The sequence below is a fragment of the Embleya sp. NPDC056575 genome (assembly GCF_042793325.1).
Lineage (GTDB): Bacteria > Actinomycetota > Actinomycetes > Streptomycetales > Streptomycetaceae > Embleya.
Map to the genome: position 1 here is coordinate 7,029 of NZ_JBHTVA010000109.1, position 22,156 is coordinate 29,184.

General features: G+C 70.5%; 20 protein-coding genes. 11 read left to right on the plus strand and 9 right to left on the minus strand.

Annotation, left to right across the window (positions count from 1 at the left end; translation table 11 throughout):
- Positions 1–562 precede the first annotated feature (562 nt).
- From ACFRCG_RS45495 to ACFRCG_RS45510, 4 genes are read right to left on the minus strand one after another with little or no spacing between them, the layout of a single operon-like run.
- Positions 563–2,143: an acyl-CoA synthetase gene (locus tag ACFRCG_RS45495; RefSeq protein ID WP_380042554.1), complete on the minus strand. Its 1,581-nt coding sequence runs from the start codon at positions 2,141–2,143 to the stop codon at positions 563–565.
- Between the two features lie 2 nt (positions 2,144–2,145).
- Positions 2,146–3,051: an SDR family oxidoreductase gene (locus ACFRCG_RS45500; protein ID WP_380042555.1), complete on the minus strand. Its 906-nt coding sequence runs from the start codon at positions 3,049–3,051 to the stop codon at positions 2,146–2,148.
- Entirely contained in the window at positions 3,048–3,752 is a 705-nt protein-coding gene (locus ACFRCG_RS45505) for a nitroreductase family protein (RefSeq protein WP_380042556.1), read from the minus strand. The genes ACFRCG_RS45500 and ACFRCG_RS45505 overlap by 4 nt, the downstream gene beginning before the upstream one ends.
- Positions 3,753–3,787: 35 nt before the next feature.
- The gene (locus tag ACFRCG_RS45510) at positions 3,788–4,963 is read right to left on the minus strand and encodes a CaiB/BaiF CoA transferase family protein (protein ID WP_380042557.1); all 1,176 of its coding nucleotides are present in this window, start codon (positions 4,961–4,963) and stop codon (positions 3,788–3,790) included.
- A gap of 213 nt (positions 4,964–5,176) precedes the next feature.
- Between ACFRCG_RS45510 and ACFRCG_RS45515 the strand changes: the two genes are divergently transcribed.
- From ACFRCG_RS45515 to ACFRCG_RS45535, 5 genes are all read left to right on the plus strand, one after another.
- Positions 5,177–5,803 (plus strand): TetR/AcrR family transcriptional regulator, encoded by a 627-nt coding sequence (locus ACFRCG_RS45515; protein ID WP_380042558.1) that lies wholly within the window; start codon positions 5,177–5,179, stop codon positions 5,801–5,803.
- 18 nt (positions 5,804–5,821) lie between these two features.
- Positions 5,822–6,994, plus strand: a complete 1,173-nt coding sequence (locus ACFRCG_RS45520; RefSeq protein WP_380042559.1) for a cytochrome P450 — start codon at positions 5,822–5,824, stop codon at positions 6,992–6,994.
- 188 nt (positions 6,995–7,182) lie between these two features.
- Positions 7,183–8,886, plus strand: a complete 1,704-nt coding sequence (locus ACFRCG_RS45525; RefSeq protein WP_380042560.1) for a serine/threonine protein kinase — start codon at positions 7,183–7,185, stop codon at positions 8,884–8,886.
- Positions 8,887–8,999: 113 nt separating this feature from the next.
- On the plus strand, positions 9,000–9,860 hold the full coding sequence (locus tag ACFRCG_RS45530; RefSeq protein ID WP_380042561.1) for a hypothetical protein: 861 nt from the start codon (positions 9,000–9,002) through the stop codon (positions 9,858–9,860).
- Positions 9,861–10,171: 311 nt separating this feature from the next.
- Positions 10,172–10,360 carry a DUF397 domain-containing protein gene (locus ACFRCG_RS45535; RefSeq protein ID WP_380042562.1) on the plus strand — a complete coding sequence of 63 codons (189 nt, stop codon included), beginning with the start codon at positions 10,172–10,174 and terminating at the stop codon, positions 10,358–10,360.
- Between the two features lie 624 nt (positions 10,361–10,984).
- Here the strand turns inward: ACFRCG_RS45535 and ACFRCG_RS45540 are convergent.
- The 5 genes from ACFRCG_RS45540 to ACFRCG_RS45560 all read right to left on the minus strand — a co-directional run bounded on the left by ACFRCG_RS45540 (position 10,985) and on the right by ACFRCG_RS45560 (position 15,616).
- The gene (locus tag ACFRCG_RS45540) at positions 10,985–11,896 is read right to left on the minus strand and encodes a helix-turn-helix domain-containing protein (RefSeq protein ID WP_380042563.1); all 912 of its coding nucleotides are present in this window, start codon (positions 11,894–11,896) and stop codon (positions 10,985–10,987) included.
- Positions 11,897–12,118: 222 nt separating this feature from the next.
- The gene (locus tag ACFRCG_RS45545) at positions 12,119–13,057 is read right to left on the minus strand and encodes a TauD/TfdA dioxygenase family protein (protein ID WP_380042564.1); all 939 of its coding nucleotides are present in this window, start codon (positions 13,055–13,057) and stop codon (positions 12,119–12,121) included.
- A 43-nt stretch (positions 13,058–13,100) separates the two neighbouring features.
- On the minus strand, positions 13,101–13,790 hold the full coding sequence (locus ACFRCG_RS45550) for a TetR family transcriptional regulator (RefSeq protein WP_380042565.1): 690 nt from the start codon (positions 13,788–13,790) through the stop codon (positions 13,101–13,103).
- 115 nt (positions 13,791–13,905) lie between these two features.
- Positions 13,906–14,337 carry a hypothetical protein gene (locus ACFRCG_RS45555; RefSeq protein ID WP_126640807.1) on the minus strand — a complete coding sequence of 144 codons (432 nt, stop codon included), beginning with the start codon at positions 14,335–14,337 and terminating at the stop codon, positions 13,906–13,908.
- Positions 14,338–14,557: 220 nt separating this feature from the next.
- The gene (locus ACFRCG_RS45560) at positions 14,558–15,616 is read right to left on the minus strand and encodes a hypothetical protein (RefSeq protein ID WP_380042566.1); all 1,059 of its coding nucleotides are present in this window, start codon (positions 15,614–15,616) and stop codon (positions 14,558–14,560) included.
- A gap of 224 nt (positions 15,617–15,840) precedes the next feature.
- On the opposite strand from ACFRCG_RS45560, the gene hemL reads away from it, so the two are divergent.
- From hemL to ccsB, 6 genes are all read left to right on the plus strand, one after another.
- Positions 15,841–17,157 (plus strand): glutamate-1-semialdehyde 2,1-aminomutase, encoded by a 1,317-nt coding sequence (gene hemL, locus ACFRCG_RS45565; RefSeq protein ID WP_380042567.1) that lies wholly within the window; start codon positions 15,841–15,843, stop codon positions 17,155–17,157.
- A 2-nt stretch (positions 17,158–17,159) separates the two neighbouring features.
- On the plus strand, positions 17,160–17,840 hold the full coding sequence (locus tag ACFRCG_RS45570) for a histidine phosphatase family protein (protein WP_380042568.1): 681 nt from the start codon (positions 17,160–17,162) through the stop codon (positions 17,838–17,840).
- A gap of 100 nt (positions 17,841–17,940) precedes the next feature.
- Positions 17,941–18,543: a TlpA family protein disulfide reductase gene (locus tag ACFRCG_RS45575; RefSeq protein ID WP_380042569.1), complete on the plus strand. Its 603-nt coding sequence runs from the start codon at positions 17,941–17,943 to the stop codon at positions 18,541–18,543.
- 26 nt (positions 18,544–18,569) lie between these two features.
- Positions 18,570–19,304 carry a cytochrome c biogenesis CcdA family protein gene (locus tag ACFRCG_RS45580; RefSeq protein WP_380000016.1) on the plus strand — a complete coding sequence of 245 codons (735 nt, stop codon included), beginning with the start codon at positions 18,570–18,572 and terminating at the stop codon, positions 19,302–19,304.
- Positions 19,304–21,025: a cytochrome c biogenesis protein ResB gene (locus ACFRCG_RS45585; protein WP_380042570.1), complete on the plus strand. Its 1,722-nt coding sequence runs from the start codon at positions 19,304–19,306 to the stop codon at positions 21,023–21,025. Before ACFRCG_RS45580 ends, ACFRCG_RS45585 begins: the two co-directional genes overlap by 1 nt.
- A 44-nt stretch (positions 21,026–21,069) precedes the next feature.
- Complete coding sequence (gene ccsB / locus ACFRCG_RS45590) at positions 21,070–22,089, plus strand: c-type cytochrome biogenesis protein CcsB (protein WP_380042571.1); 1,020 nt, start codon at positions 21,070–21,072, stop codon at positions 22,087–22,089.
- Positions 22,090–22,156: the final 67 nt, after the last annotated feature.

Genomic DNA, 22,156 nt, shown 5'->3' on the forward strand with positions numbered 1-22,156 from the left:
TGGTGGGGGGGGGCGGGTCTGCGCCACAGTATCCGCTAACCGCGGGGGGGGTTTGGGGGGGGGTGTGGGGGGGCGGGTTTGCCCAAATGCGCGGGCGGGGGGGGGGGGGGGGGGGGTGCGGGTTGCGTGGCGCCTTGGTGTCTCCGAGCCTGGCCTGCCTGTCCTCAAGCGCCGGATGGGCTGGATTTGGGTTGGGTCGGTCGTACGTGTGGCGTGGCGCCTGGTGTCTGCGGGCCGGCCTGCGGCCTGCTTGTCCTCAAGCGCCGGACGGGCTGGGTTTGGGTTGGGTTGGGCTGGTTGTGCTTGGTGATGGGTCACTCGGTGCCCGGTGCCCGGTGCCTGGTGTCTTCGGGCCGGCCTGCGGCCTGCTTGTCCTCAAGCGCCGGACGGGCTGGGTTTGGGTTGGGTTGGGCTGGTTGTGCCCGGTGCCCGGTGTCCGGTGCCTGGTGTCTGCGGGCCGGCCTGCGGCCTGCTTGTCCTCAGGCGCCGGACGGGCTGGGTTTGGGTTGGGTTGGGCTGGTTGTGGCGCGGGCTGTGGGCTGGTTGTTCTCAGGGGGTGGGGTTAGGGGGTGGTTGGGGTTTGGGCTGTTGATTTGGCCCAGCGGTAGTCGGGTTTGCCGGCTGGGGTGCGGGGGATTTCTGGGACTATTACCAGGCTTCGTGGGGTTTTGTATCCTGCCAGGTGGGTTTGGGTGTGATTGGTGAGTTCCGGCAGGGTTATCGTGTGGGCCGGGCGTAGGGAGACCACCGCTGTGACTCGTTCGCCGAATCTCGGGTCGGGGAGGCCGACCACTACCGCGTCGTAGATTGCCGGGTGGGCCTTGAGGATGCCCTCGACCTCTTCGGGGAAGACCTTTTCGCCGCCGGTGTTGATGCAGACCGAGCCGCGGCCGAGCAGGGTTACGTCGCCGTCGTCCTCGACGCGGGCGTAGTCGCCGGGGATCACCCAGCGCACGCCGTCCGGGTCGATGTGGAAGGTGTCGGCGGTCTTGACCGGGTCCTTGTAGTAGCCGAGCGGGATGTGGCCGGTGCGGGCCATCCGTCCGGTCTCGCCCACCCCCACCGGGCGCAGGTCCTCGCCCAGGATCGCGGTCTTCGGCTTCATCGGGAACCGGCCGCCGGCGGTCTGCGAGCTGCCCGCGCCGAACTCCGAGGCGCCGAAGCTGTCGGCGATGTACAGGCCGGGGATCAGCCGGGTGAGTTGGGCCTTGACCGTGGGGGAGAGCAGGGCGCCGCCGGAGCCGATCACCTTGAGCGTGTCGACGGCGTACGCGCCGCTCTCCAACTCGTCCGCGATCGGGCGGGCCATCGCGTCACCGACCAGCATCATCGTCACACAGCCCTCGCGGGCGACGGTGCGCAGGATCGCGGCCGGGTCGTAGCGCGGACCGGTCCACAACACCGCGGTGCCCGCGCCGAAAAGGGTGATCCAGGTGATCCACTGGCCGTTGCCGTGCATCAGCGGCGTGGTCAGCATCTGCACCAGCGGCGCGCCCTCGGCCTTCTCGGCGAGCAGTTCGGGGTCGGCGATCGGCTCGCCGCCGAAGTTCCCGCCGCCCATCGCCGAGCAGAAGATGTCGTGCGCGCGCCATTCGACGCCCTTGGGGAAGCCGGTGGTGCCGCCGGTGTAGACCATGTAGCGGTCGTCGGGGGAGCGCGGCCCGAAGTCGCGATCGGCGCTCTCGGCCGCGAGCGCCGCCTCGTAGTCGATCGTGGCGTCGAGCGTGTCGTGGTTCTCGTCGGCCAGCACGAACACCGGCCCGAGCGCGGGCGCGTCGGCCCGCACCGCGGCGACCTTGGGCAGATAGCCGCGCTCGACGACCAGGGCCGCCAAGTCGGCGTTGTCCACGATGTAGCGCAGTTCCTCTTCCACGTAGCGGAAGTTGATGTTGATCGGCACCATCCGCGCCTTGAACGCGCCGATCATCGCCTCCATCCACTCGGCGCGGTTGCGCGAGTAGATGCCGATGTGCGCGCCCACCGGCAGACCCGCCGAGGCGAAGGCGTGGGCGGCCCGGTTGGCCCGCTCGTCCAGTTCGCGATAGGTCAGCCGTACCTCGCCCGCGACCAGCGCGAGCCGGTCCGGACACGCGTCGACCACCACCTCGAAGAGGTCGGCCAGGTTGAACACCCGCTGGGTCATTGTCAGTTCCCTTCCGCGACGATGCCGCGCAGGCCGTCCGCGCCGAAGACCGGCTCCAGGAAGGCCCGGAAGTCGGGCCCGCGGCGCAGGTGGTGGCCGCCGTCCACGTTGATGTTCTGGCCGGTGATCCAGGTCGACTCGGGGCCCACCAGGAACGCCGCGAGCGCGGCGATGTCCTCGACGCGGCCGACCCGCTCCAGCGGGGTGCAGGCCAGGTAGTCCTCCAGCACCGGGCCGCCGGCGGTGACCGCGCCGACCATGTCGGTGGCCACCAGGCCGGGCAGGATGCCGTTCACCCGCACGCCGCTCGCGCCGAGTTCGTCGGCGGCGAGTCGGACCAGGTGGTCGATGCCGGCCTTGCTCACCCCGTACGCGCCGAACCAGCGGTGCGTGACGGCGGAGGCGATCGAGGAGATGGCCACGAACGAGCCGCCGCCGCCCGCCGCCATCAGCCGGGCCGTGTGCTTGAGCACGAGCATCGTGCCGGTCAGGTTCAACTCGACCGTCTCGCGCCACTTGGCGGTGTCGATCCGGGTCAGCGGGCCCATCGTCGAGTTGCCCCCGGCGGAGGCCAACACCGCGCGTACCGGGCCGAGTTCGGCCGCCGCCGCGACCGCGGCCTCGACCTGCGCCTCGTCGGTCACATCGGTCACCGCGTACCCGACGCGCACGCCGGCCGCGGCCACCTTCTCCAGTTCGGCCACCGCGCCGCGCAGCCGGTCCTCGCTGCGGCCGGCGATCAGCACATGCGCCCCGTCGGCGGCGAACCGCAACGCGCAGCCGAGCCCGATCCCGCTGCCCCCGCCGGTCACCAGCGCCACCGAACCCCGCAGCGGCGGCTCGGCACGTGTCACCCCGCCCGCCGCGCCCGCCGCGCTCTCGGCGCTCGCCACGTTCTCCGCGCTCATCGGCCGGCTCCTTCCACGGCGGTGGGGGTGTACGCCGCGCCCGCCGCGGGCCACAGCGGTGCCGGCACCTCGAAGCCGACCGGCTCGCCCCAGGTGTTGCGGTAGGCCACCTCGTGCGCCGGGGTTCGCGGTGCGATGCCCCACGTGCCCGTCGGGTAGCCGAACGACACGCAGCACGCCATGTGCCAGCCCTCACCGGCCGGCACCCCCAGGACGTCCGCCACCGCGTCGCGGTGCGCGATCCCGAGCACCGCGGTCAGCGCGCCGCCCACCCCTTCGGCGCGCGCGGCCAGCATCGCGCTCCATACCGCCGGGAAGATCGAGCCGCCGGTGGGGTCGTGCCGGGCGAAGCCGAACAGGAACAGCGGAACCTGCTCGAAGTTGTCCGCGAGCCACTGCGAGGAGCGGCGCATCCGGACGAACGACCGGCTCTCCGCGCTGTCCGGATCCGCCTCGGCGGCGGCCACGCGCGACGCGTACACGGTCGTCCACAGCGCGTCCATCGCCTCCCGGTACAGCGGCCCGAGCCGGCCCTTGACGCCCGGGTCGTCCACAAGCAGGAAGCGCCAGGCCTGGGCGTTGCCGCCGCTGGGCGCGCGCACGGCCGCGTCCAGGATCCGGGCCTGGACCGTTGCCGGGATCGCGTCCGGGGCCACCCGGCGCATCGCGCGAGTGCTGTACAGCGCCTCGTGTAGTTCCATGGAATCCCTTACCTGTACTGGGTGGTGATGCGGCGTCAGACGACCGCGCCGGCATCCCGGAAGTGCTCGACCTCGGCCGGGGACAGGCCCCACGCGGCGAGCGCGGCATCGGTGTCGCCGCCGGCGGCGGCCGGGCCCGGGTGCACCGGGCGGGAGGGTACGGCGGCGACGGTGCGGGAGAACCTCGGCGCGGGAGCCGGTTCGGGCAGACCGTCGGCGTGCAGGAACGTGCCGCGGGCCACGTGGTGCGGGTGGGCCGGCGCCTCGCCGGGCGAGAGCACGGGCGCGAAGCAGGTCTCGGTCCCCTCCAGGAGCGCGCACCACGCGTCCCGGGTGCGGGTCGCGAACACCTCGGCGAGCCGGGCCTTCATCGCGGGCCAGTGCGCCGGGTCGTGTTGCCGGGCGAGGTCGGTGAACACCGGATCCTCGGCCAGCCCGAGCCGGTGGATCAACTCGGCCCAAAACCTCGGCTCGATCGCGCCGACCGCGACATAGGCGCCGTCCTCGGTCGCGTACACGTCGTAGAACGGCGCGCCGCCGTCGAGCATGTTGGTGCCGCGCGGGCCGAGCATGCCGGCGGCGCCCATGGTGAACCAGGTCGCGCCGAGGGCCGCGGCGCCGTCGATCATCGCCGCGTCCACCACCTGCCCCAGCCCCGAACGGCCGGCCTCGAGGAGCGCGGCGACCAGGCCGAACGCGAGCAGCAGACCGCCGCCGCCGAAGTCGCCGACCAGGTTGAGCGGAATGCTCGGCGGTTGCCCGGCCCGGCCGATCGGCTCCAGCATCCCGGCCAGCGCGATGTAGTCGATGTCGTGCCCGGCGGCGGCCGCGAGCGGACCGGTCTGCCCCCAGCCGGTGAGCCGGCCGTACACCAGCCGCGGATTGTGCGCGGCGACCACGTCCGGGCCCAAGCCCAGGCGCTCCATCACGCCCGGCCGAAACGGCTCGATCAGCGCGTCGGCGTCCGCGCACAAGCGCAGCGCCAAGGCGACGCCGTCCGGGTGCTTGAGGTCGAGCGCGATCGAGTGTTTGCCCCGGTTCATCGGGTTGCGCGGCGGCTTGGCGTAGCCCTTGCGGGCCTCGGCGGCGCGGTCGATCCGCAACACGTCGGCGCCGAGATCGGCGAGCAACATGCCGCAGAACGGGCCCGGCCCGAGGCCGACGAACTCCACGACGCGGATTCCCGCGAGCGGTCCTGCGGTGGCGGTCACGGCGGCTCCGGCGTCGATCGGGTGCGGAAGCGGGTCCGGGAAACGGCCCGGAAATTACTGGAACACGTTCTCAGAAGATCTGACGAGACGTCAGACTAGACTTCCGTCTCATCCGTGGGCAAGATCGCCGCGGAACGAGTCGGCGCCCGATCCGACCGCCCGCGAACATCCCGCCCGACCCGCGTGCACGACCCCCACAGGACAGGCTCACCGGTGGCCGAACCCCGTACCGAATCGACGATCACCCTCACCAGATCGCTCACCCGCGACCAGCAGGCGCGGCGCGAGCGGCTGGTGCGCGCCGCGTGCGATCTCGCCCTGGAAGGGGGCTACGCCGCCGTCACCATGCACGATGTCGCCGACCGCGCGGGCGTGGCCCGGGCCACCGTGTACCGCTACTTCACCTCGAAGAACCACCTGCTCAGCGAGGTCTCGGCGCTGTGGATCGGCGAGTTGTCCGACGAACTCGCCCGTCGACCGCTGCCCGCCGACCCGGCCGGGCGACTGGCCGCGCTGCTGTGCCGGATCGTCGAGGTGAGCGCGGAGAACCGCCTGCTGACCGAGGCGGTGGTGCAGGCCGCGACCGCGCCGGACCCGTCGGCCGGACAGTCCCAGGAGAACTTCCACCAGAGCATCCACCGGATCACCGGCCTCGCCTTCGGCGAGCCCGGCGAGGACGCGGACGGCGCCGCGGCGGCCCGACGGCACGACATCGAGACGGTGCTCGGCCACGTCCTGCTCTCCGGCCTGGTCAGCCTCACCGCCCGCGGTCGCGCACTCGACGAGGTCCAGGACCTGATGCGCACCGCCGTCCGCCTGTTCGTACCGCTCGACACGTGATCACCCCGGAGGCATGCCGTGACGACTCCCGCGATCCGCGACATCCATCTGCTCGATCGGGACTGGTACGCCGGTGACCCGTACGCCGACTACGCCTGGCTGCGTGAGCACGCGCCGGTGTACTACAGCGAGCGCGCCGGCGTCTGGGGACTGACCCGGCACGCCGACCTGTCCTGGGCCGAGCGCAACCCGGAACTGTTCTCCTCGGCCAAGGGCTCGCGCCCGCTCGGCTATCCGCAACCGTCGATGATCGACTCCGACGATCCGCTGCACTACCGCCGCCGCAAGCTGGTCTCGAAGGGCTTCACGCCCCGGCAGATCGCCGCGATGGAGGACCACGTCCGGGACATCGTGACCTCGCTGATCGACGCGATGCTCGCCGGCGGGCGCAGCGCGGAGCTGGTCCGCGCCTTCTCCGCGCCGCTGCCGATGACGCTGATCGGCGAACTGCTCGGGGTCGGCGCCGAACACCGCGACCAACTCCAGCACTGGGCCGACGTGATGGTGATGCTCTCCGACGGCGGCGAACTCAGCCACAAGGCCGGCGAGGCGTTCACCGAATACGTCGCCTACACGACGCAGGTGATCGAGGACCGGCGCAAGACCCCCTCCGACGACCTGATCGGGATCCTGGTCGACGCCGAGATCGACGGCGGGAAGTTGTCCTTCGAGGAGCTGATCGGCGAGTCCCTGCTGCTGCTCGTCGGCGGCAACGAGACCACCCGCAACGTGATATCCGGCGGCATCGCCGCACTGCTCGCCGACCCCGGGCAACTGTCCCGATTGCGCGAGGACCCGACGCTGATCCCGAGTGCCGTGGAGGAGTCGCTGCGCTGGGTGTCGCCGGTGGTCAACATGGCCCGGCACACGACACGTGACGTGGAGCTGCACGGGACGGTGATCCCGGCCGACTCGACGGTGATGATGCTCTACGGGGCGGCCAACCGGGACGCCGAGGTGTTCGCCGACCCGGAGCGCTTCGACGCCTTCCGCTCGCCCAACCCGCACATCGCCTTCGGGAGCGGACCGCACTTCTGCCTCGGGTCCTCGCTGGCCAGGCTGGAGATCCGGGTGGCCTTCGAGGAGCTGCTGCGCCGCCTGCCGGACCTGCGGTTGGCGCCCGGCGCCACCCTCGCGCACGGGCCGTCGTCGTTCATCCGGGGGCTGGTCGAACTGCACGTGGAGTACTGAGCCGGCGGCGGCCCGCCCCCCGGCCCGGCCGTCGTCCCGCCTTCGGCCCCGCCTTCCGCCCCGGCTCCGGTCCGGATCCCGGTGCGAGGGAAGCACCTCGGATCCGGGTCGGACCGCTCGTGATCCGCCCGCGCAAAGTGGACACCCGCGTATTCTCGGGCCAACTGCCGGACGACGAGGGGGGCGCCGTGAAACCGCTCGAACCCGCGGATCCGCGGCGGATCGGCGGATACCGGGTGCTTCGCGTGCTGGGGGCGGGCGGGATGGGCCGGGTCTACCTCGGCCGAAACCCGGGCGGTCGGGTGGTCGCGATCAAGGTGGTGCGCTCCGAGTGGGCGGACGACCCGGGATTTCGCGAGCGATTCCGGCGCGAGGTGGACGCCGCACGGCGAGTGGGCGGCGCGTGGACCGCGCCGGTCCTGGACGCGGACACCGAGGCGGACACGCCCTGGGTGGTCACCGGCTACGTGGCCGGACCCAGCGTGTACGAGGCGGTGTCGGGCCGCGGTCCGCTGCCCGAGGAGACCGTGCGCACGCTGGGCGCGGGCCTGGCCGAGGCGCTGACCGCGATCCACGCGGCGGGCCTGGTGCACCGCGACATCAAACCGTCGAACGTGCTGCTGTCCCTGGACGGGCCGCGCGTGATCGACTTCGGCATCTCGCGCGCGATGGACGCCTCGGTGCTCACCCGGACCGGGCACACCGTCGGCTCGCCGGGCTTCATGTCGCCGGAGCAGGTCGACGGGCGCGACATCGGTCCGGCGAGCGACGTGTTCTCGCTCGGCTCGGTCCTGGTGTTCGCGGCGACCGGTACGGGGCCGTTCGGCGAGGGGGGCGGCCAGGCGCTGATGTACCGGATCGTGGCCCAGGAGCCGCGCCTGGACGGCCTGCCGGCGTGGTTGCGCGAGGTGGTCGTGGCGTGCCTGACCAAACACGCCGGATCCCGGCCGAGTCCGGCCGAGGTGCTGGCGGCGCTGGCACCCGAGGGTACGGGCGAACTGGTCGCGGGGAACTGGCTGCCGGCGGACCTGACCACCGCGCTGTCCCGCCGCGCGGTCGAACTTTTGGACCTGGACGAGGACGGGCCGCACGACGCGCGCGAGTTCGTGGCGACCGGCAGCGGATCGCCCACGTGGGACGACCGGCCGGCGGGGGCGCCGACGGAGCCGACCGGGCCGACGCGTGGCGCGGCGGAGTCGGTCGGAGCGGCGTACGCCCCGCCGGGGCCTCCTCCGCCGTCCGCGGCCCCGCGGTCCGTGCTCCCGCAGACGTCGGGTGCGCCCGCGTTCCCCGGGGCGCCCGAGACGTACGTGGCGGACCGCACGCCGCCGCCGAAGCACGGGCGCCGGATCGCCCCGTGGGTGTACGCGCTCGTCGCCGTGCTGCTGGTCGCCGGTGGCACCACGGCGGCGCTGATGTGGCAGGGGGGTGACGACAAGGACAAGCCGACGGCCGTACACGGGAGCACCTCGGGACCGTCGTCCTCGGGGCAGGCGTCCCCGGACCCGACCTCCCCCGACAAGGTGTCCCCCGGCTCCGCCACGGACACTCTCCCGCAGTCCTACCGCGGCACCTGGGCCGGCAGCACGACCTCGGAACACGGCAGTGTCACGCAGGTCACCGTCACGCTGACCGGCGGCAAGGTGGGGGACACGAAGGTTGGCGTCACCAAGCTGACCGCTGCCTCGGCCGACTGCGACGCCGACCTGGAACTGCTGTCGGTGTCCGCGGACAAGGGCGTCGAACTGACCAGCCACCTGACCCACAACCAGGGCTGTGTGGACGGCCGGGTCTTCGTCAAACAGTTGACGCCGACCACGATGTCCTACGAGTCGCCGGGGGAAAGCCTGCTGACCTCGACCTCCAGGGGACAGCTGACGAAGAAGGGCTGACCCCGGCCGGGAACCATCGTTCCCGACCCATGCGTCAAACTGGACACCTGGCGAATGCGGAACGGCCGTCGGGCCGGTAATGCCCGGTCGAGTGGGGGATGGCGAGTTCGGACATGCGGCACAGCCCTGAGAACGCGGACGACGAGCACGGCGCCGACGTGCTCGACGAGCGTTTTCGCGAACTTGTGGTCGAACTCGCCCCGCAGGTGCCGCTGCCGCCCGTCGCGGGGATCCGCCGGGTGGTGCGCCGTCGGCGGCTGCGCAACCGGGTCCTGGCCACGGCGGCCTCGCTGGTGGTGGTCGCGGGTGGGGTGACCCTGGCGAGCACCGGATTCGGCGGTGACGACGCGAAGCCGACGCACCGGGAACAGGCGGCCGTGACCCCGAGCGTGCCCCCGTCCCCGGCGGTGACGTCGGTCGGCCCGCCCACGACGTTGAGCGAGACCTTCTACCCGACCGCCCAGGAGTTCCCGGCGGTGGCCGGGATCTACGACAACTGGCAGGTGGTGGAGACCCGCGAGGCGATGGGCGAGGAGCTGGGTCCGTGTGCCTCCGACACGATCGCCGGCCTCGGCGCGGTGCAGACCGAGGAACGGCTGTACCGGCACGACGGTCAGGGCGGCGGCCTGGTGCGGCTGGTCCGCTACCCGGACGAGCGCACCGCCGTGGTGGCGGTGGCCGACTTCACCGGCGGACTCGCCGGGCCCTGCCCGGCGAGCAACCGACCCAACGCGATGGCCGACGGCTCGTTGCGGATCACGGCGCTGAACGCGGAGGGCTCCGCCTGGCGGATCCAGGGCCTGGTCAGTGGCGAGGACCAGTACGCGGACTTCGGCGTCGTGCGCAACGGCCCGGTGGTGGCGGTGGTGCAGGAAACGACCATCGGTCCGGTGAAGGCGCCGCCCACGGATGGGTTCCTCCGGTTGGTCGACACCCTCCGGAAACGACTGGGAAAGCCCGGATCCGGCCCCTGATGTTCCGAATTCAAGCTTTTCGTCGGCCAATACCGCGGGCAATAGGCGACCCGGGTCGTCGAATGCTGCGAACAGGTGAGCGACACGGCAATCCGACACCTGGCTATTCGCCACTCGGGCGAGCCGGCCGGATTTCACGCGTACGGCCCAGGGTGTATGCAACGCCGTGGCCGACAACAGGCGCTAAGCTGTGCGCGCGCCCTCGAAGTCGGTCAACCCGCAGAGGTGTCCACCCTGCATGGAATCACCCTGCACGGAATCATCCGGCTGCCGGCTCACCTATTCTCATCGGCTCTTTTCGGAGGAAAAGCATGGCGGAGTTCGAGCCGCTGGGAAGCGCATGGCGCAAGAGCACCAAGAGCGCGGACGTGAACTGTGTCGAGGCCAGGCGTCGGAACGAGGTCGAGGTCAGGGACTCGAAGGCGCCGGTGTCGCGGCTGGCTTTCGGGGCCGGGTCCTGGGGTTCGTTTCTCCATGCAACCGGTCGTTCGGCGAACTGATCCGGTCGCTCCCGGTGACTTTACACGCCGATACGTGAGGCGGCCTGCCGTTCGGCAGGCCGCGATTGATATGGGCACAGGGCCCGAGGACGGGTTTGGTATCCGTTACCCGATGAGGGTGAGCAGTCCGGCGGCTCGGAGCGTGTAATAAAGCGCTCCCGCTGTCACCGCGGCCACGGCTACCAGCAGAAAGATCACGCGGAGCATCCTCTCGAAGTCGTCCTGCACGAGTTCACCTCCTTTCCGCGATCAGGCGTCCTTTCATGTAGACGGTGTGTACCGTGCAAGGGCGGGGAGGACGGCGTTGTTGCCCTCATCTGTGATTGTGCATGCGGATGTCCGCTTTCGCCAGAGTGAGTCGAGTCTGCTATGCGTGGTCCCACGCAAAAAAGAACGAGTTGTCCCGATAAGTCATAAAAACTGACCTCGGGACAACTCGTTCGAAGCCTCGCAGTGGCCGCTGCGAAACCGTGCTGCTCATCGACATCGAGCAACGGATACGTACCTGTCATTATGCGCAGGGATGTGCAATCAGCCAAGTGGCTCTTGGCATGTAATCAACTCGCGTCCTGGCTGCGCGCGTGCTGTCGGCCGGCCTGCTGCCACAACGCCCGGTAGACCCTCCTAATCGGGGGGATCGATGCCGGTGGGTGGCGGGGGCGAGCCCGGTGCGAAGCGTTCGAGCGCGGCGTCCAGCATCACCGGCGCGTGCTCACGCGACGCGAGTTGTTCCAGGCCCCAGAACGTCTCCAGGTAGGAGAGCGGGGAAACGGTCGGCGGGTCCTCCGGGTTGCCCTCGCGGATGACGATGTTGCCGGAGGGGGTCTCGATGAACAGCACCGCCTCGTCCTCGAGGTCGGGGAACTCCATGAGCTGGTAGGCGATACGGGCCCGGTGGTACAGCCCGGACTCGAACGGCACCACCCGGATCGTGATGTTGGGCCACTCCGCGTACTTGCGGATGCGGCGGATCTGGTTGCGCATGACCGCCGGGCTGCCGACCGCGCGATGCATCACGCTCTCGTCGACGATGAAGTGCAGTGTGGGCCCGTCGGGGCGCATCAGCCGCTCCTGCCGGTCCATCCGCAGGGCGACGTTCTCGTCCAGCGCGGGACCGGCCGGCGTCATCACCCGGAGCACCTCGCGCGAGTATTCCTCGGTCTGTAACAGGCCGGGGACCAGGATCGGTTCGAAGTTGCGGATGACGGTGGCCGAGGACTCGTAGCCGAGGAAGACCTTCGCCTCCGCGGTGAGGATGTTCCGGTAGGCGTACCACCAACTGCGCTGCTTCGACGCCCTGGCCATGTCGATGAACTCGGCGACTCGGGCCGGCTCCACCACGCCGTAGTGCTGGAGCAGGGCCTTGAGGTCGGTGGTCGAGATGTTGACCTGACCGGTTTCGATCCGGATCAGCTTGGAGAGCGACCAATCCATCTCCAGCGCAACGTCCCGTTGGATGTAACCGCAGGCCTCGCGCGTCTGCCGAAGCAGGGCCCGGAGCCTGCGTCCCTGGAACATCGGGTCCCGTGTACCCATCGGCCGCCCCCCAAAGGTTGTCGGCAGCGATCTCGCATCCAGCGAGGGCGCAGAACGGGTGGTGCACAAATGCCACCCGGAGAACAGCATCGCGTCGAATCGGCCGACGCGACAAGCCCTCACCGAGGTCCGAAGCGTGCGGATCCGGCGCCTGGTCGGTCGACGCGGCGCCGGATCCGGGGGATGTTTCGCGCAAGGGGGTCGCGGGGTCCGCGGGGGCGATCAGCCTTCCAACGCGAAGGACTCGGCGCCGTCGGGGCCGACCGGCTTCGAGCCCTGGAGGGTCACCCGCTGCATGGAACGGCGCATGCCCGGCGGCACGTCGGTGGGTACGAGGTGCACCGTCGCGCGGTTGTCCCAGAACGCGATGCTGCCCGGCTGCCACCGGAAGCGCACGCTGAACTCCGCGTCGGCGATGTGCGCGTAGAGCATCTCCAGGACGTGGGTGCTCTCCTGGCGGGTCAACTCGCGGATGTGGCTGGTGAAGTTCGGGTTGACGAACAACACCTTCTCGCCGGTCTCCGGGTGCACGCGCACGACCGGGTGCACCGCGCGCAGCCCGTCGCCCAGGAACTGCCTGCCCAGCTTGCTCTGCATTTCGCCGCGCTTGATCGGCAGCGCGTTGTGGTGCACCGCGTGCAGTCCGTCGACCAACTCCTTGAGCGGGTCGGACAGTCGCTCATAGGCCAGGGCCAGGTTCGCCCACTGGGTGTCGCCGCCGTACGGCGGCACGATCACCCCGCGCAGGATCGACGCGGTCGGCGGGTCGGGGATGAACGTCACGTCGGTGTGCCAGCGGCTCTCCACGAAACCGCCGCCGCCACCCATGCCCAGCTGCTGGTTGTCCAACAGCAGGATCTCCGGGTGTTCGGGGAAGGCGGCGGGCAACGTCGGGTGTCCGGGGGCGAGTTCGCCGAAGGCGCGCCCGAACGCCTTGTGTTGTTCCTGGGTCAGGTGCTGGTCGCGGAAGAACACCACCTTCCACTTCAGCCAGATCGCCCGGATCTCGGCGACCGACTCGGCGCTCAGCGGCCGGGACAGGTCGACGCCGAAGATCTCGGCGCCGATGTGCCCGGCCATCGGCCGCACTTCCAGGCCGAGCGCGGCGGCCGCGGCGGGGGTGGGGTCCTCGTACGTGGGCTGGTCGATGATGCTCGTCATGGCCGAACCTCCTGAGCCGAAGCGAGGTCCCGTGGCGGGACCGCTATGCGGATGGGTCGAGCGCGGCCGCGGTCCGGGCGGAGACCGGGGCCAGATAGAGCGCGACGGCGGTGTCGGTCAAACCCGCCAGGAACAGTTCCCGGGCGGTCGGGGTGTGCCGGCCGGGGTGGTGCAGCGCCATCTCGCGGTCGGCGAGGGCGTGGGTGAGGTAGGACGACATCAACAGCCAGCGGTCGTCGCGCAGTTGCGGGGGCAACTCGGCGAGCAGGCCGAGCATGCGCTCGCGCACGGTGTGGATGCCGCGTGTCCACTCCTCGCGGGCGAGATCGCGGATGGCGGTGCCTTCCAGGAAGGCCGCGTGCACACAAAAGCGCAGATACCAACTGGGCTTGCCGACCTCGCCGAGGGTGTCGGCGAGCGGGTACAGGAACGCCTCGACCAGGCCCCGGGCGTCGTATCCGCGTCCGGCGGCGTCGAGTTCGTCCAGCATCGCCAGGCGCCGCGCGTTCACCGGCTCCATCCGATACCGGAAGACCGCGTCCACCAGGGCCTCCTTCGACCCGAAGTGGTAGCGCGCGGCGGCGGTGTTGCGTTGCCCGGCCTGGGCGCCGATCTCGCGCAGCGAGACCCCGTTGATGCCGCGTTCGGCGAACAGCCGCTCCGCCGCCTCGATCATCAAAAGGCGTGCGCCGGCGCCGCGGTCGGACGCCGAAGCGCCGTGCGTCCCTGTCATGGCCGCACGTTAAACCGCGTGGGTTGATAACTCAAGTGGGTTAATCGAACCCGCTCGCCGTATCCCCGTCGGAGCCGCCCGTCGAACCGGGCCCGCCGTCCCCGACGGCGGGCGCTCAGGAATGCATCAGGCAGTACAACTGGTGTCCCGCGTGGTGCAGATCGCGGGCGAACTTGGTCCAGTCGTGCAACATCCGGTACAGCAGATACGCGTCGCGCGGCACCCGACGATCCGGGAACGTCGACCAGATGAAGGCCGCCGCGCCCAACTCCTCCTCGGTCGCGTTGCGCAGCACGTCCATCAGCATCGGCGGCAACTGCATCACCGCGTGCGCGGGATGCAGCACGACCAGCTCGAGCGGTGGCGTCGCGTCGGGCGGGGTGTCCCCGAGCAGCGACAACACCATCGCGCTGACCGTCTCCGGCTTCACGATCGACACGTAGGAATTGGTGGGGCGTTCGACCGTGTCGGTCGGATCGATCAGCGGTGGCACCCGCGCGGCGGTCGCGCGATCGGGTGCGCCGAAGTACTCATATGTCACGCCCACGTGTGCACCTCCCGACCATGGCCGGTTCCGTGACACGTGCGCACACCCGTGGCGCCCGACGCCATCGCTCCCTGCTCGCTTGTCTCGGTCTGCTCGCTTGTTTCGATCCGAGGGGGATCGGGGGGACTCGTTGAAGATCGTCGCAGGTCGCGCGGGCTTCCCATACCGCGGTTGGGTAACAGGTGTGCACCACTCGGAACCGGTGCCGCGCCGGCATGCGTCAGGACTCCCGGCCAGGCGGCCCGCCCGCGAAGATCCGCGCGAGTGACATGTCGTTCAACGCCTTGACGAAAACCCCTGTTCGCACCGAACCCGCCGAACGCGCGGTGATCTTCGCCACGTTCGTCCCGACCACCTCGGCCCGGACGTCGGTGAGCATCGCGTTCCACGGCACACCCTGCGCGGTCGGCTCGCCGCCGGTGAACACCCCGCGCAGCCGATCGGCCTCGGCCCGGGCGGCCTGTTCCGACTCGCGGGCCACGCACAGCACGTTCGTTCCGGGCACGCCCGCCTTGCCCGTCACACCCACCGCGATCCGGGGCCCGCTCGGCTGCTCGCCACCGCCGGCGCGGTCGGTGAGCACCGCGGCCAGCGGCCGGTCCAGGCACTCGGCCAGCGCGCGGGCGGTCGGGTCGGCGCCGAGTCGGGCGCCGCCCCGGGACAGGTCGGCGCCGAGCAGGGTCGAGCCGTAGCCGATCTGCCGGTCGGCGACCCGCACCGCGTTGAAGTGGTCGACCACCGACGGCAGTTTCCGCGCCAACGCGTCGTCGAAGGACAACTCGTTGTCGGCGCGCAGGCGGTACACGCTCGCCGCGGTCGGGTCCGGCTTGCCGCCCAGTTCCTTCAGCTTGCCGACCACCGCGCCCTTGTCGAAGCCGCCGGCGATCACCCCGCCCTGCTGCGGCGGCCGACCCGCCGACCACGCCTCGTTCGTCTTCGCCGGATCGAACCCGAGCGCCGGCGCCACCTGGGGCCCCATCGCGGCCAGATCGGGATAACCGGTGCCGAGCAGCGCGCCGTACGGTCCGGTCGTGGCGGTGCCGCCGTTGGCCTTGGCGATCGCGGCGGTGTCGCCGTATTCGAACCAGCCCCGGGTCGACGCGTCGTCGCGCACCCCGTCCAGCGCACCGCGCAGGCCCGTGGACCCGGCGTCGTGGGAGTCGTCGCCGCACGCCGCCGTCCCGGCCAGCATCAGCAGCGTCGCCAGTGTCGGAACGAGGCCGCCGGCTATCCGCCCGCGTCGCCCGGACCGCCCACTCCGACGTGTTCTCGCCGCCACGCGCGCACCCCGATCGTCGTGCTGCACCCCACCGGACATGCCTCACCCGTGGGCACGAGTCCGGGTGGTCCGATCATACTGCGCCATACCCCCGGTTTCGCTTCCCGGATCCCCGGGAACCAACGCGAATCCGTGCACACCCGCTCCGGTCGCCGTCGACCCGCTGCGCCCGGCGCCGCGGCGGGGAGCAAAGCGGGTCCGGATTTGTTTGAGAGCATGACCGGGTGAGCTCTGCCAACGAGAACCCCGCACCCGCCTCCGCCGCCCTGTTCGCACGCGCCCGGGCCGTCACCCCCGGTGGCGTCAACTCGCCGGTGCGCGCCTTCCGCGCGGTCGGCGGCACACCCCGCTTCATGGTCTCCGGCACCGGTCCGTACCTGACCGACGCGGACGGCCGCGAGTACGTGGACCTGGTCTGCTCGTGGGGCCCGATGATCCTGGGCCACGCGCACCCCGCCGTCCAGGAGGCCGTCCGTGAGGCGGTCGCGCGCGGCACGTCCTTCGGCACACCCGGGGCCGGCGAGGTCGAACTCGCCGAGGAGATCGTCTCCCGGATCGCCCCGGTCGAGCAGGTCCGCCTGGTCAGCTCCGGCACCGAGGCGACCATGTCCGCGATCCGGCTGGCGCGCGGCTTCACCGGCCGGGCCAAGGTGGTGAAGTTCGCCGGGTGTTACCACGGTCACGTCGACGCGCTGCTCGCCGCCGCGGGCTCCGGCCTGGCCACCTTCGCGCTGCCCGACACGCCCGGGGTCACCGGCGCCTCGGCCGCCGACACGATCGTGCTGCCGTACAACGACCTCACCGCGGTCGAGTCGGCCTTCGCCGCGCACGGCGCCGAGATCGCCTGCGTGATCACCGAGGCCGCGCCGGGCAACATGGGCGTGGTCACCCCGCGTCCGGGCTTCAACGCCGGGATCAAGGCGCTGTGCGAGCGGCACGGCGCGCTGTTCGTCTCCGACGAGGTGATGACCGGCTTCCGGGTGTCCAAGGCCGGCTGGTTCGGCCTGGAGGGTGTGGTCCCGGACCTGATCACCTTCGGCAAGGTGATGGGCGGCGGCTTCCCGGCGGCGGCCTTCGGCGGGCGCTCCGACGTGATGTCCCAGCTGGCCCCGCTGGGCCCGGTGTACCAGGCGGGCACGCTGTCGGGGAACCCGGTGGCCACCGCCGCCGGCGTGACCACGCTGCGGCACTGCACCGACGCGGTGTACAAGCACCTGGACCGGGTCTCGCTCGCGCTGCGCACCGAGGTGTCGGCGGCGCTGGCCAAGGAGGGCGTCGCGCACACGGTCTCCACCGCCGGGAACATGTTCTCGGTCTTCTTCACCGACGCGCCGGTGCACGACTACGACCAGGCGCGCACCCAGGAGTCGTTCCGCTTCGGCCCGTTCTTCCACGCGATGCTGGACGCGGGCGTCTACCTGCCGCCGAGCGCCTTCGAGGCGTGGTTCCTCTCGGCCGCCCACGACGACGCGGCCGTGAACCGTATCCTCGACGCGCTGCCGGCCGCAGCCCGCGCCGCAGCGAGTGCCCAGGAGAACTGACGATGGCTCAGAAGCCGCAGACCAACCGCGACGTGACGATCGTCCACCTCATGCGCCACGGCGAGGTGCACAATCCGCACGGCATCCTGTACGGCCGCCTGCCCGACTACCACCTGTCGGAGCTGGGCCTGAAGATGGCCGAGCGGGTGGCCGACCACCTGGCCGGGCGTGACATCACGCACGTGGTGTCCTCGCCGCTGGAGCGCGCCCAGGAGACCGCCGCGCCGATCGCCGGCCGGCACTCCCTGGAGATCGCCACCGACGAGCGCCTGATCGAGGCGGAGAACATCTTCCAGGGCAAGACCTTCGGGGTCGGCGACGGTTCGCTGCGCAACCCCGGGCACTGGAAGCACCTCACCAACCCGTTCAAGCCCTCGTGGGGTGAGCCGTACATCGAGCAGGTGGTGCGGATGATGGGCGCGCTCGGCGCGGCCAGGGACGCCGCGCGCGGGCACGAGGCGGTGTGCGTGAGCCACCAGTTGCCGATCTGGGTGACCCGCTCGTTCGTCGAGCGGCGGCGCCTGTGGCACGACCCGCGCAACCGGCAGTGCTCGCTCGCCTCGCTCACCACGTTCACCTACGAGGGCGACAAGATCGTCTCCGTCGGCTACAGCGAACCCGCTCGGGACCTGCTGCCGGCCAAGCTCGCGGGCAAGAAGCAAAACAAGAGCTTCGGGGCATAGCCCCCTATTTATTTGGGACGAATCAGGATGATTTAAAGCGGTGTCGGCGGCACGACGGACCCCGAGTGGAGCGGTCGTGAGGGCATGCGAAACTTTTCACATGCTCACACGCCGCCTCCCTCGTCGTGCCGCACTGCTCACCGCCGCGGCCCTGCTCGCCCTCACCGGATGCAGCGGGATGAGCGCCGGCGGCAAGAGCAGCGGCGGCGACGGCAAGGGTTATGTCGACAACGACAGCAGCGGCATCGCTCGGGCGAAGCAGGGCGAGCGCAAGTCGGCCCCGAAGGTCGCCGGCAAGACGCTGGAGGGCAAGGACATCAGCCTCGCCGACTTCAAGGGCAAGGTCGTGGTCCTGAACGTGTGGGGCTCGTGGTGCCCGCCGTGTCGGGCCGAGGCCGCCGACTTCCAGCAGGCGCACACCGAGAACGCCGACAAGGGTGTGCAGTTCCTCGGCATCAACACCCGCGACGCCACCCAGGACAACGCGCTCGCGTTCACCGCGAGCAAGGGCATCACCTACCCGAGCCTGTGGGATCCGGACGCGCGCGAGATCCTGAAGTTCACCGGGAGCCTGAACCCGAACGCCATCCCCAGCACGCTGATCATCGACCGTGAGGGTCGGATCGCGGCCCGGGTGCTGCGTGCGGTCACCATCGACGAACTGCGCTCGATGATCGACCCCGTGCTGAACGAGAAGGTCTGATCGAGGTGCTTCTCGCCGCCCAGGGGATGAACAACACGGTCTACACGGGATCGCTGCTCGCGGCGATGCCGATCGCCCTGCTCGCGGGGTTGATCTCGTTCTTCTCGCCGTGTGTGCTCCCCCTGGTGCCGGGCTACCTCAGCTACGTCACCGGAGTCTCCGGCGCCGACCTCAAGGACGCCCGACGCGGTCGGCTCTTCCTCGGCGTGTTGTTGTTCGTGCTCGGCTTCACCGCCGTCTTCGTCTCCATGGGCGCCGCCTTCGGCTACTTCGGTCAGACCCTGACCGAGCACCAGTCGACGCTCACCAAGGTCTTCGGCGGCGTCACCGTCGTGCTGGGCCTGTCGTTCATGGGCGTACTGCCCGGGCTCCAGCGCGAGTTTCGCGTGCACAAACGACCGACCATAGGTCTGGTCGGGGCACCCCTCCTGGGCGTGGTGTTCGGCCTCGGCTGGACCCCGTGCATCGGCCCGACGTTGTCGGCCGTGCTCACCCTGTCCACCAGTGAGGCGAGTGCCAATCGGGGAGCGCTGCTCACGGTCGCGTATTGCCTGGGCCTGGGCGTTCCGTTCCTGCTCACCGCGGTCGCGTTCCGTAAGGCACTCGGTGCGTTCGGGTGGGTCAAGAAGCACTACGTCTGGGTGATGCGCCTGGGCGGCGGCATGCTCGTGCTGCTCGGGGTGCTCATGCTCAGCGGGGCGTGGGACCACATGATGCGCGAGATGCAGTCGTGGGCCCAGCAATACACGATCGGATTCTGATGAGCATCGAGACCCATCCCGACGACGTCGTCCGGGCCGACCCCGGGCCGGACGACCCCGAGCGGGTCGCGGCGAGCGAGGCGCGAGCCGGTGCCGGGATGTCCACGGCGCCCGCGCAGGACGACGGCGACGAGGAGATCCGCCAACCGCAGTTGGGCGTGGTCGGCTGGCTGCGCTGGCTCTGGCGGCAGCTGACCTCGATGCGCGTCGCGCTGATCCTGCTGTTCCTGCTGTCGATCGCGGCGACGCCGCCGACGCTGATCCCGCAGCGGCCGGTCAGCCCGATCAAGGTCGGCCAATACTTCCGGGACCACCCCACCCGCGCGAAGATCATGGACAAGTTCCAGCTCTTCGACGTGTTCTCGTCGTGGTGGTTCGCCTCGATCTACATCCTGCTGTTCGTCTCGCTCCTGGGTTGCATCGTGCCGCGCTGCTGGGCGCACGCGAAGACGCTGCGCGCCAAGCCTCCGGAGGCGCCGCGCAACCTCACCCGGATGCCCGCGTACGCCCGATGGGAGACCTCGGCGGACCCGGACGCGGTGCTGGCCGCGGCGCGCGCCACGCTGAAGAAGCGGCGCTTTCGGCTCAACCCGGGCAGCGACACGATCGCGGCGGAGAAGGGCTACGCGCGCGAGACCGGCAACCTGCTCTTCCACATCGCGCTGTTCGGCATCCTGGTCGCGTTCGCCCTGGGCAGTCTGTACAGCGTCAAGGGCGGCAAGATCGTGGTCGAGGGCGGCAGCTTCGCCAACGTGCTCACCCAGTACGACGACCGCCAGTTCGGCGCGCTGGTCGACGAGGACAACCTGGAGCCGTTCGGGTTCCGGTTGAAGTCGGTCGACCAGACCTTCCAGCCGACCGGCGCCAAGCGCGGCGAGCCGCGCTCGTTCACCGCGCACATCGAGTCCTGGTACGGGCACGAGGGCAAGGACAAGTCGGGCACGATCCGGGTCAACCACCCGCTCGAGGTGGGCGACACCAAGGTCTTCATGATCGCCACGGGCTACGCGCCCGAGGTGACCGTGCGCGATGCCAAGGGCAAGATCGCCTACAAGGGCCCGACCGTGTTCCTGCCGCAGGACGGCAACCGCACCTCCACCGGCGTGATCAAGGTCCCGGACGTCAGCGCCGGCCTCAAGCAGCTCGGCTTCGACGCGCAGTTCCTGCCCAGCGCGCCGATGGACCAGGACGGCAAAATGCTCGTGGACCCCAGGCGCGGTCCGATCTCGGTCTTCCCCTCCCTGCTCAACCCCCGGTTGCTGATCAGCGGCTACGAGGGCGACCTGGGCATGGACTCGGGCGTGCCGCAGAACATCTACGCGCTCAAGGCCAACAAGATGTCGAAGTTCATGAACGGCGCCGACGTGTGGCGCGCGGAACTCAAGGTCGGCGAGACCAGGGACCTGCCCAACGGCGCCGGCACGATCACCTTCGACGGCGTCAAGACCTGGGCCAACTTCCAGGTCGCCAGCGAGCCCGGCAAGGGGCTCGCGCTGATCAGCACGATCGCCGCGATCGTCGGTCTCGTATTGTCACTGTTCGTACGCCGCCGCCGGATGTGGGTGCGCGCGGCAAAGGGCCCCGACGGTCACACGGTCGTCGAGGTCGGCGGGCTCGCCCGCACCGAGGGTGGGGGCCTCGGCGATGAGGTACAGGAGTTCGTGGACGCGTTGCGCGAGGCCGCGCCGGCGAACTCTCCCGGCACCAAGGTCAAGGAGTGAGCGTGGGCGTCAACGAGAACCTCGCCCAATTCAGCAATGTGCTGATGTATTCGGCGATCGCCGTCTACCTGATGGCGTTCTTCGCCTATTGCATGGAATGGACCTTCGGCAGCAGCGGGACGGTGGCCAAACGCTCCGCCGACCTGACCGTCGAGGTGCTCGAACCGGCCGCCGCCGCGGCTGCGGGCGGCGGGGTCGCGCTGGCCGAGCGGCCGGTGGTGGTGCTGCGCGACGGCGCGGACGCCGGTGCCGGCGCCGCCGACGAGGGCAACGTGGCGGGCGGCAACGAACGTGCCGACCGCATCGGCCGGGTCGCGGTCTCGCTGACCGTGCTGGCCTTCCTGCTGCACGCGGGGTCCGTGCTGACGCGCGGCATCTCGGTGGAGCGGGCGCCGTGGGGCAACATGTACGAGTTCTCCACGTCGGTCGCCCTGATGGTGGTCGCCGCCTTCCTGGCGCTGCTGTGGAAGTATCCGGTGCGCTGGCTGGGCCTGTTCGTCACGCTGCCGGTGCTCACCACGCTGGGCGTGGCGGTGACGGTGCTGTACACCGACTCCGAGCAGCTGGTCCCGGCGCTGGACTCGTACTGGCTGTGGATCCACGTCGCGTCCGCGATCGTGTCGTTCGGCGCCTTCCACATCGGCGCGCTCGCCTCGATCCTGTTCCTGTTCAAGCAGCGCTACGAGCGCCGGCAGGCCGACCCGGCCGACACCAAGCGGGGCCGCTTCGACGACCAACTGGCCCGCCTGCCCAGCGCGTCGTCGCTGGACAAGACCGCCTACCGGGTCAACGCGATCATCTTCCCGCTGTGGACGTTCGCGATCGTGTGCGGCGCGATCTGGGCGGAGAACGCGTGGGGCCGCTACTGGGGCTGGGACCCCAAGGAGGTCTGGTCCTTCATCACGTGGGTGGCCTACGCGGCCTACCTGCACGCGCGCGCCACGGCCGGCTGGAAGGGCTCGAAGGCGGCGGTGGTCTCGCTGGTGGCCTTCTCGTGCTTCCTGTTCAACTACTACGGGGTCAACATCTTCGTGAACGGGCTGCACTCGTACGCGGGCGTGTGATTCGCGAATTCCTTGTCGGGTCCGCCCCGTCGCCCCCGGTCGGGGCGAGGGGGCGGACCCGTCTCGG

Bases quoted from the DNA above. Each gene is read 5' to 3' on its own strand.
- ACFRCG_RS45495 (WP_380042554.1), bottom strand. From the start codon at position 2,143: ATGACCCAGCGGGTGTTCAACCTGGCCGACCTCTTCGAGGTGGTGGTC.
- ACFRCG_RS45500 (WP_380042555.1), bottom strand. From the start codon at position 3,051: ATGAGCGCGGAGAACGTGGCGAGCGCCGAGAGCGCGGCGGGCGCGGCG.
- ACFRCG_RS45505 (WP_380042556.1), bottom strand. From the start codon at position 3,752: ATGGAACTACACGAGGCGCTGTACAGCACTCGCGCGATGCGCCGGGTG.
- ACFRCG_RS45530 (WP_380042561.1), top strand. From the start codon at position 9,000: ATGCGGCACAGCCCTGAGAACGCGGACGACGAGCACGGCGCCGACGTG.
- ACFRCG_RS45535 (WP_380042562.1), top strand. From the start codon at position 10,172: ATGGCGGAGTTCGAGCCGCTGGGAAGCGCATGGCGCAAGAGCACCAAG.
- ACFRCG_RS45540 (WP_380042563.1), bottom strand. From the start codon at position 11,896: ATGGGTACACGGGACCCGATGTTCCAGGGACGCAGGCTCCGGGCCCTG.
- ACFRCG_RS45545 (WP_380042564.1), bottom strand. From the start codon at position 13,057: ATGACGAGCATCATCGACCAGCCCACGTACGAGGACCCCACCCCCGCC.
- ACFRCG_RS45550 (WP_380042565.1), bottom strand. From the start codon at position 13,790: ATGACAGGGACGCACGGCGCTTCGGCGTCCGACCGCGGCGCCGGCGCA.
- ACFRCG_RS45570 (WP_380042568.1), top strand. From the start codon at position 17,160: ATGGCTCAGAAGCCGCAGACCAACCGCGACGTGACGATCGTCCACCTC.
- ACFRCG_RS45575 (WP_380042569.1), top strand. From the start codon at position 17,941: ATGCTCACACGCCGCCTCCCTCGTCGTGCCGCACTGCTCACCGCCGCG.
- ACFRCG_RS45580 (WP_380000016.1), top strand. From the start codon at position 18,570: ATGAACAACACGGTCTACACGGGATCGCTGCTCGCGGCGATGCCGATC.
- ACFRCG_RS45585 (WP_380042570.1), top strand. From the start codon at position 19,304: ATGAGCATCGAGACCCATCCCGACGACGTCGTCCGGGCCGACCCCGGG.
- ccsB (WP_380042571.1), top strand. From the start codon at position 21,070: ATGTATTCGGCGATCGCCGTCTACCTGATGGCGTTCTTCGCCTATTGC.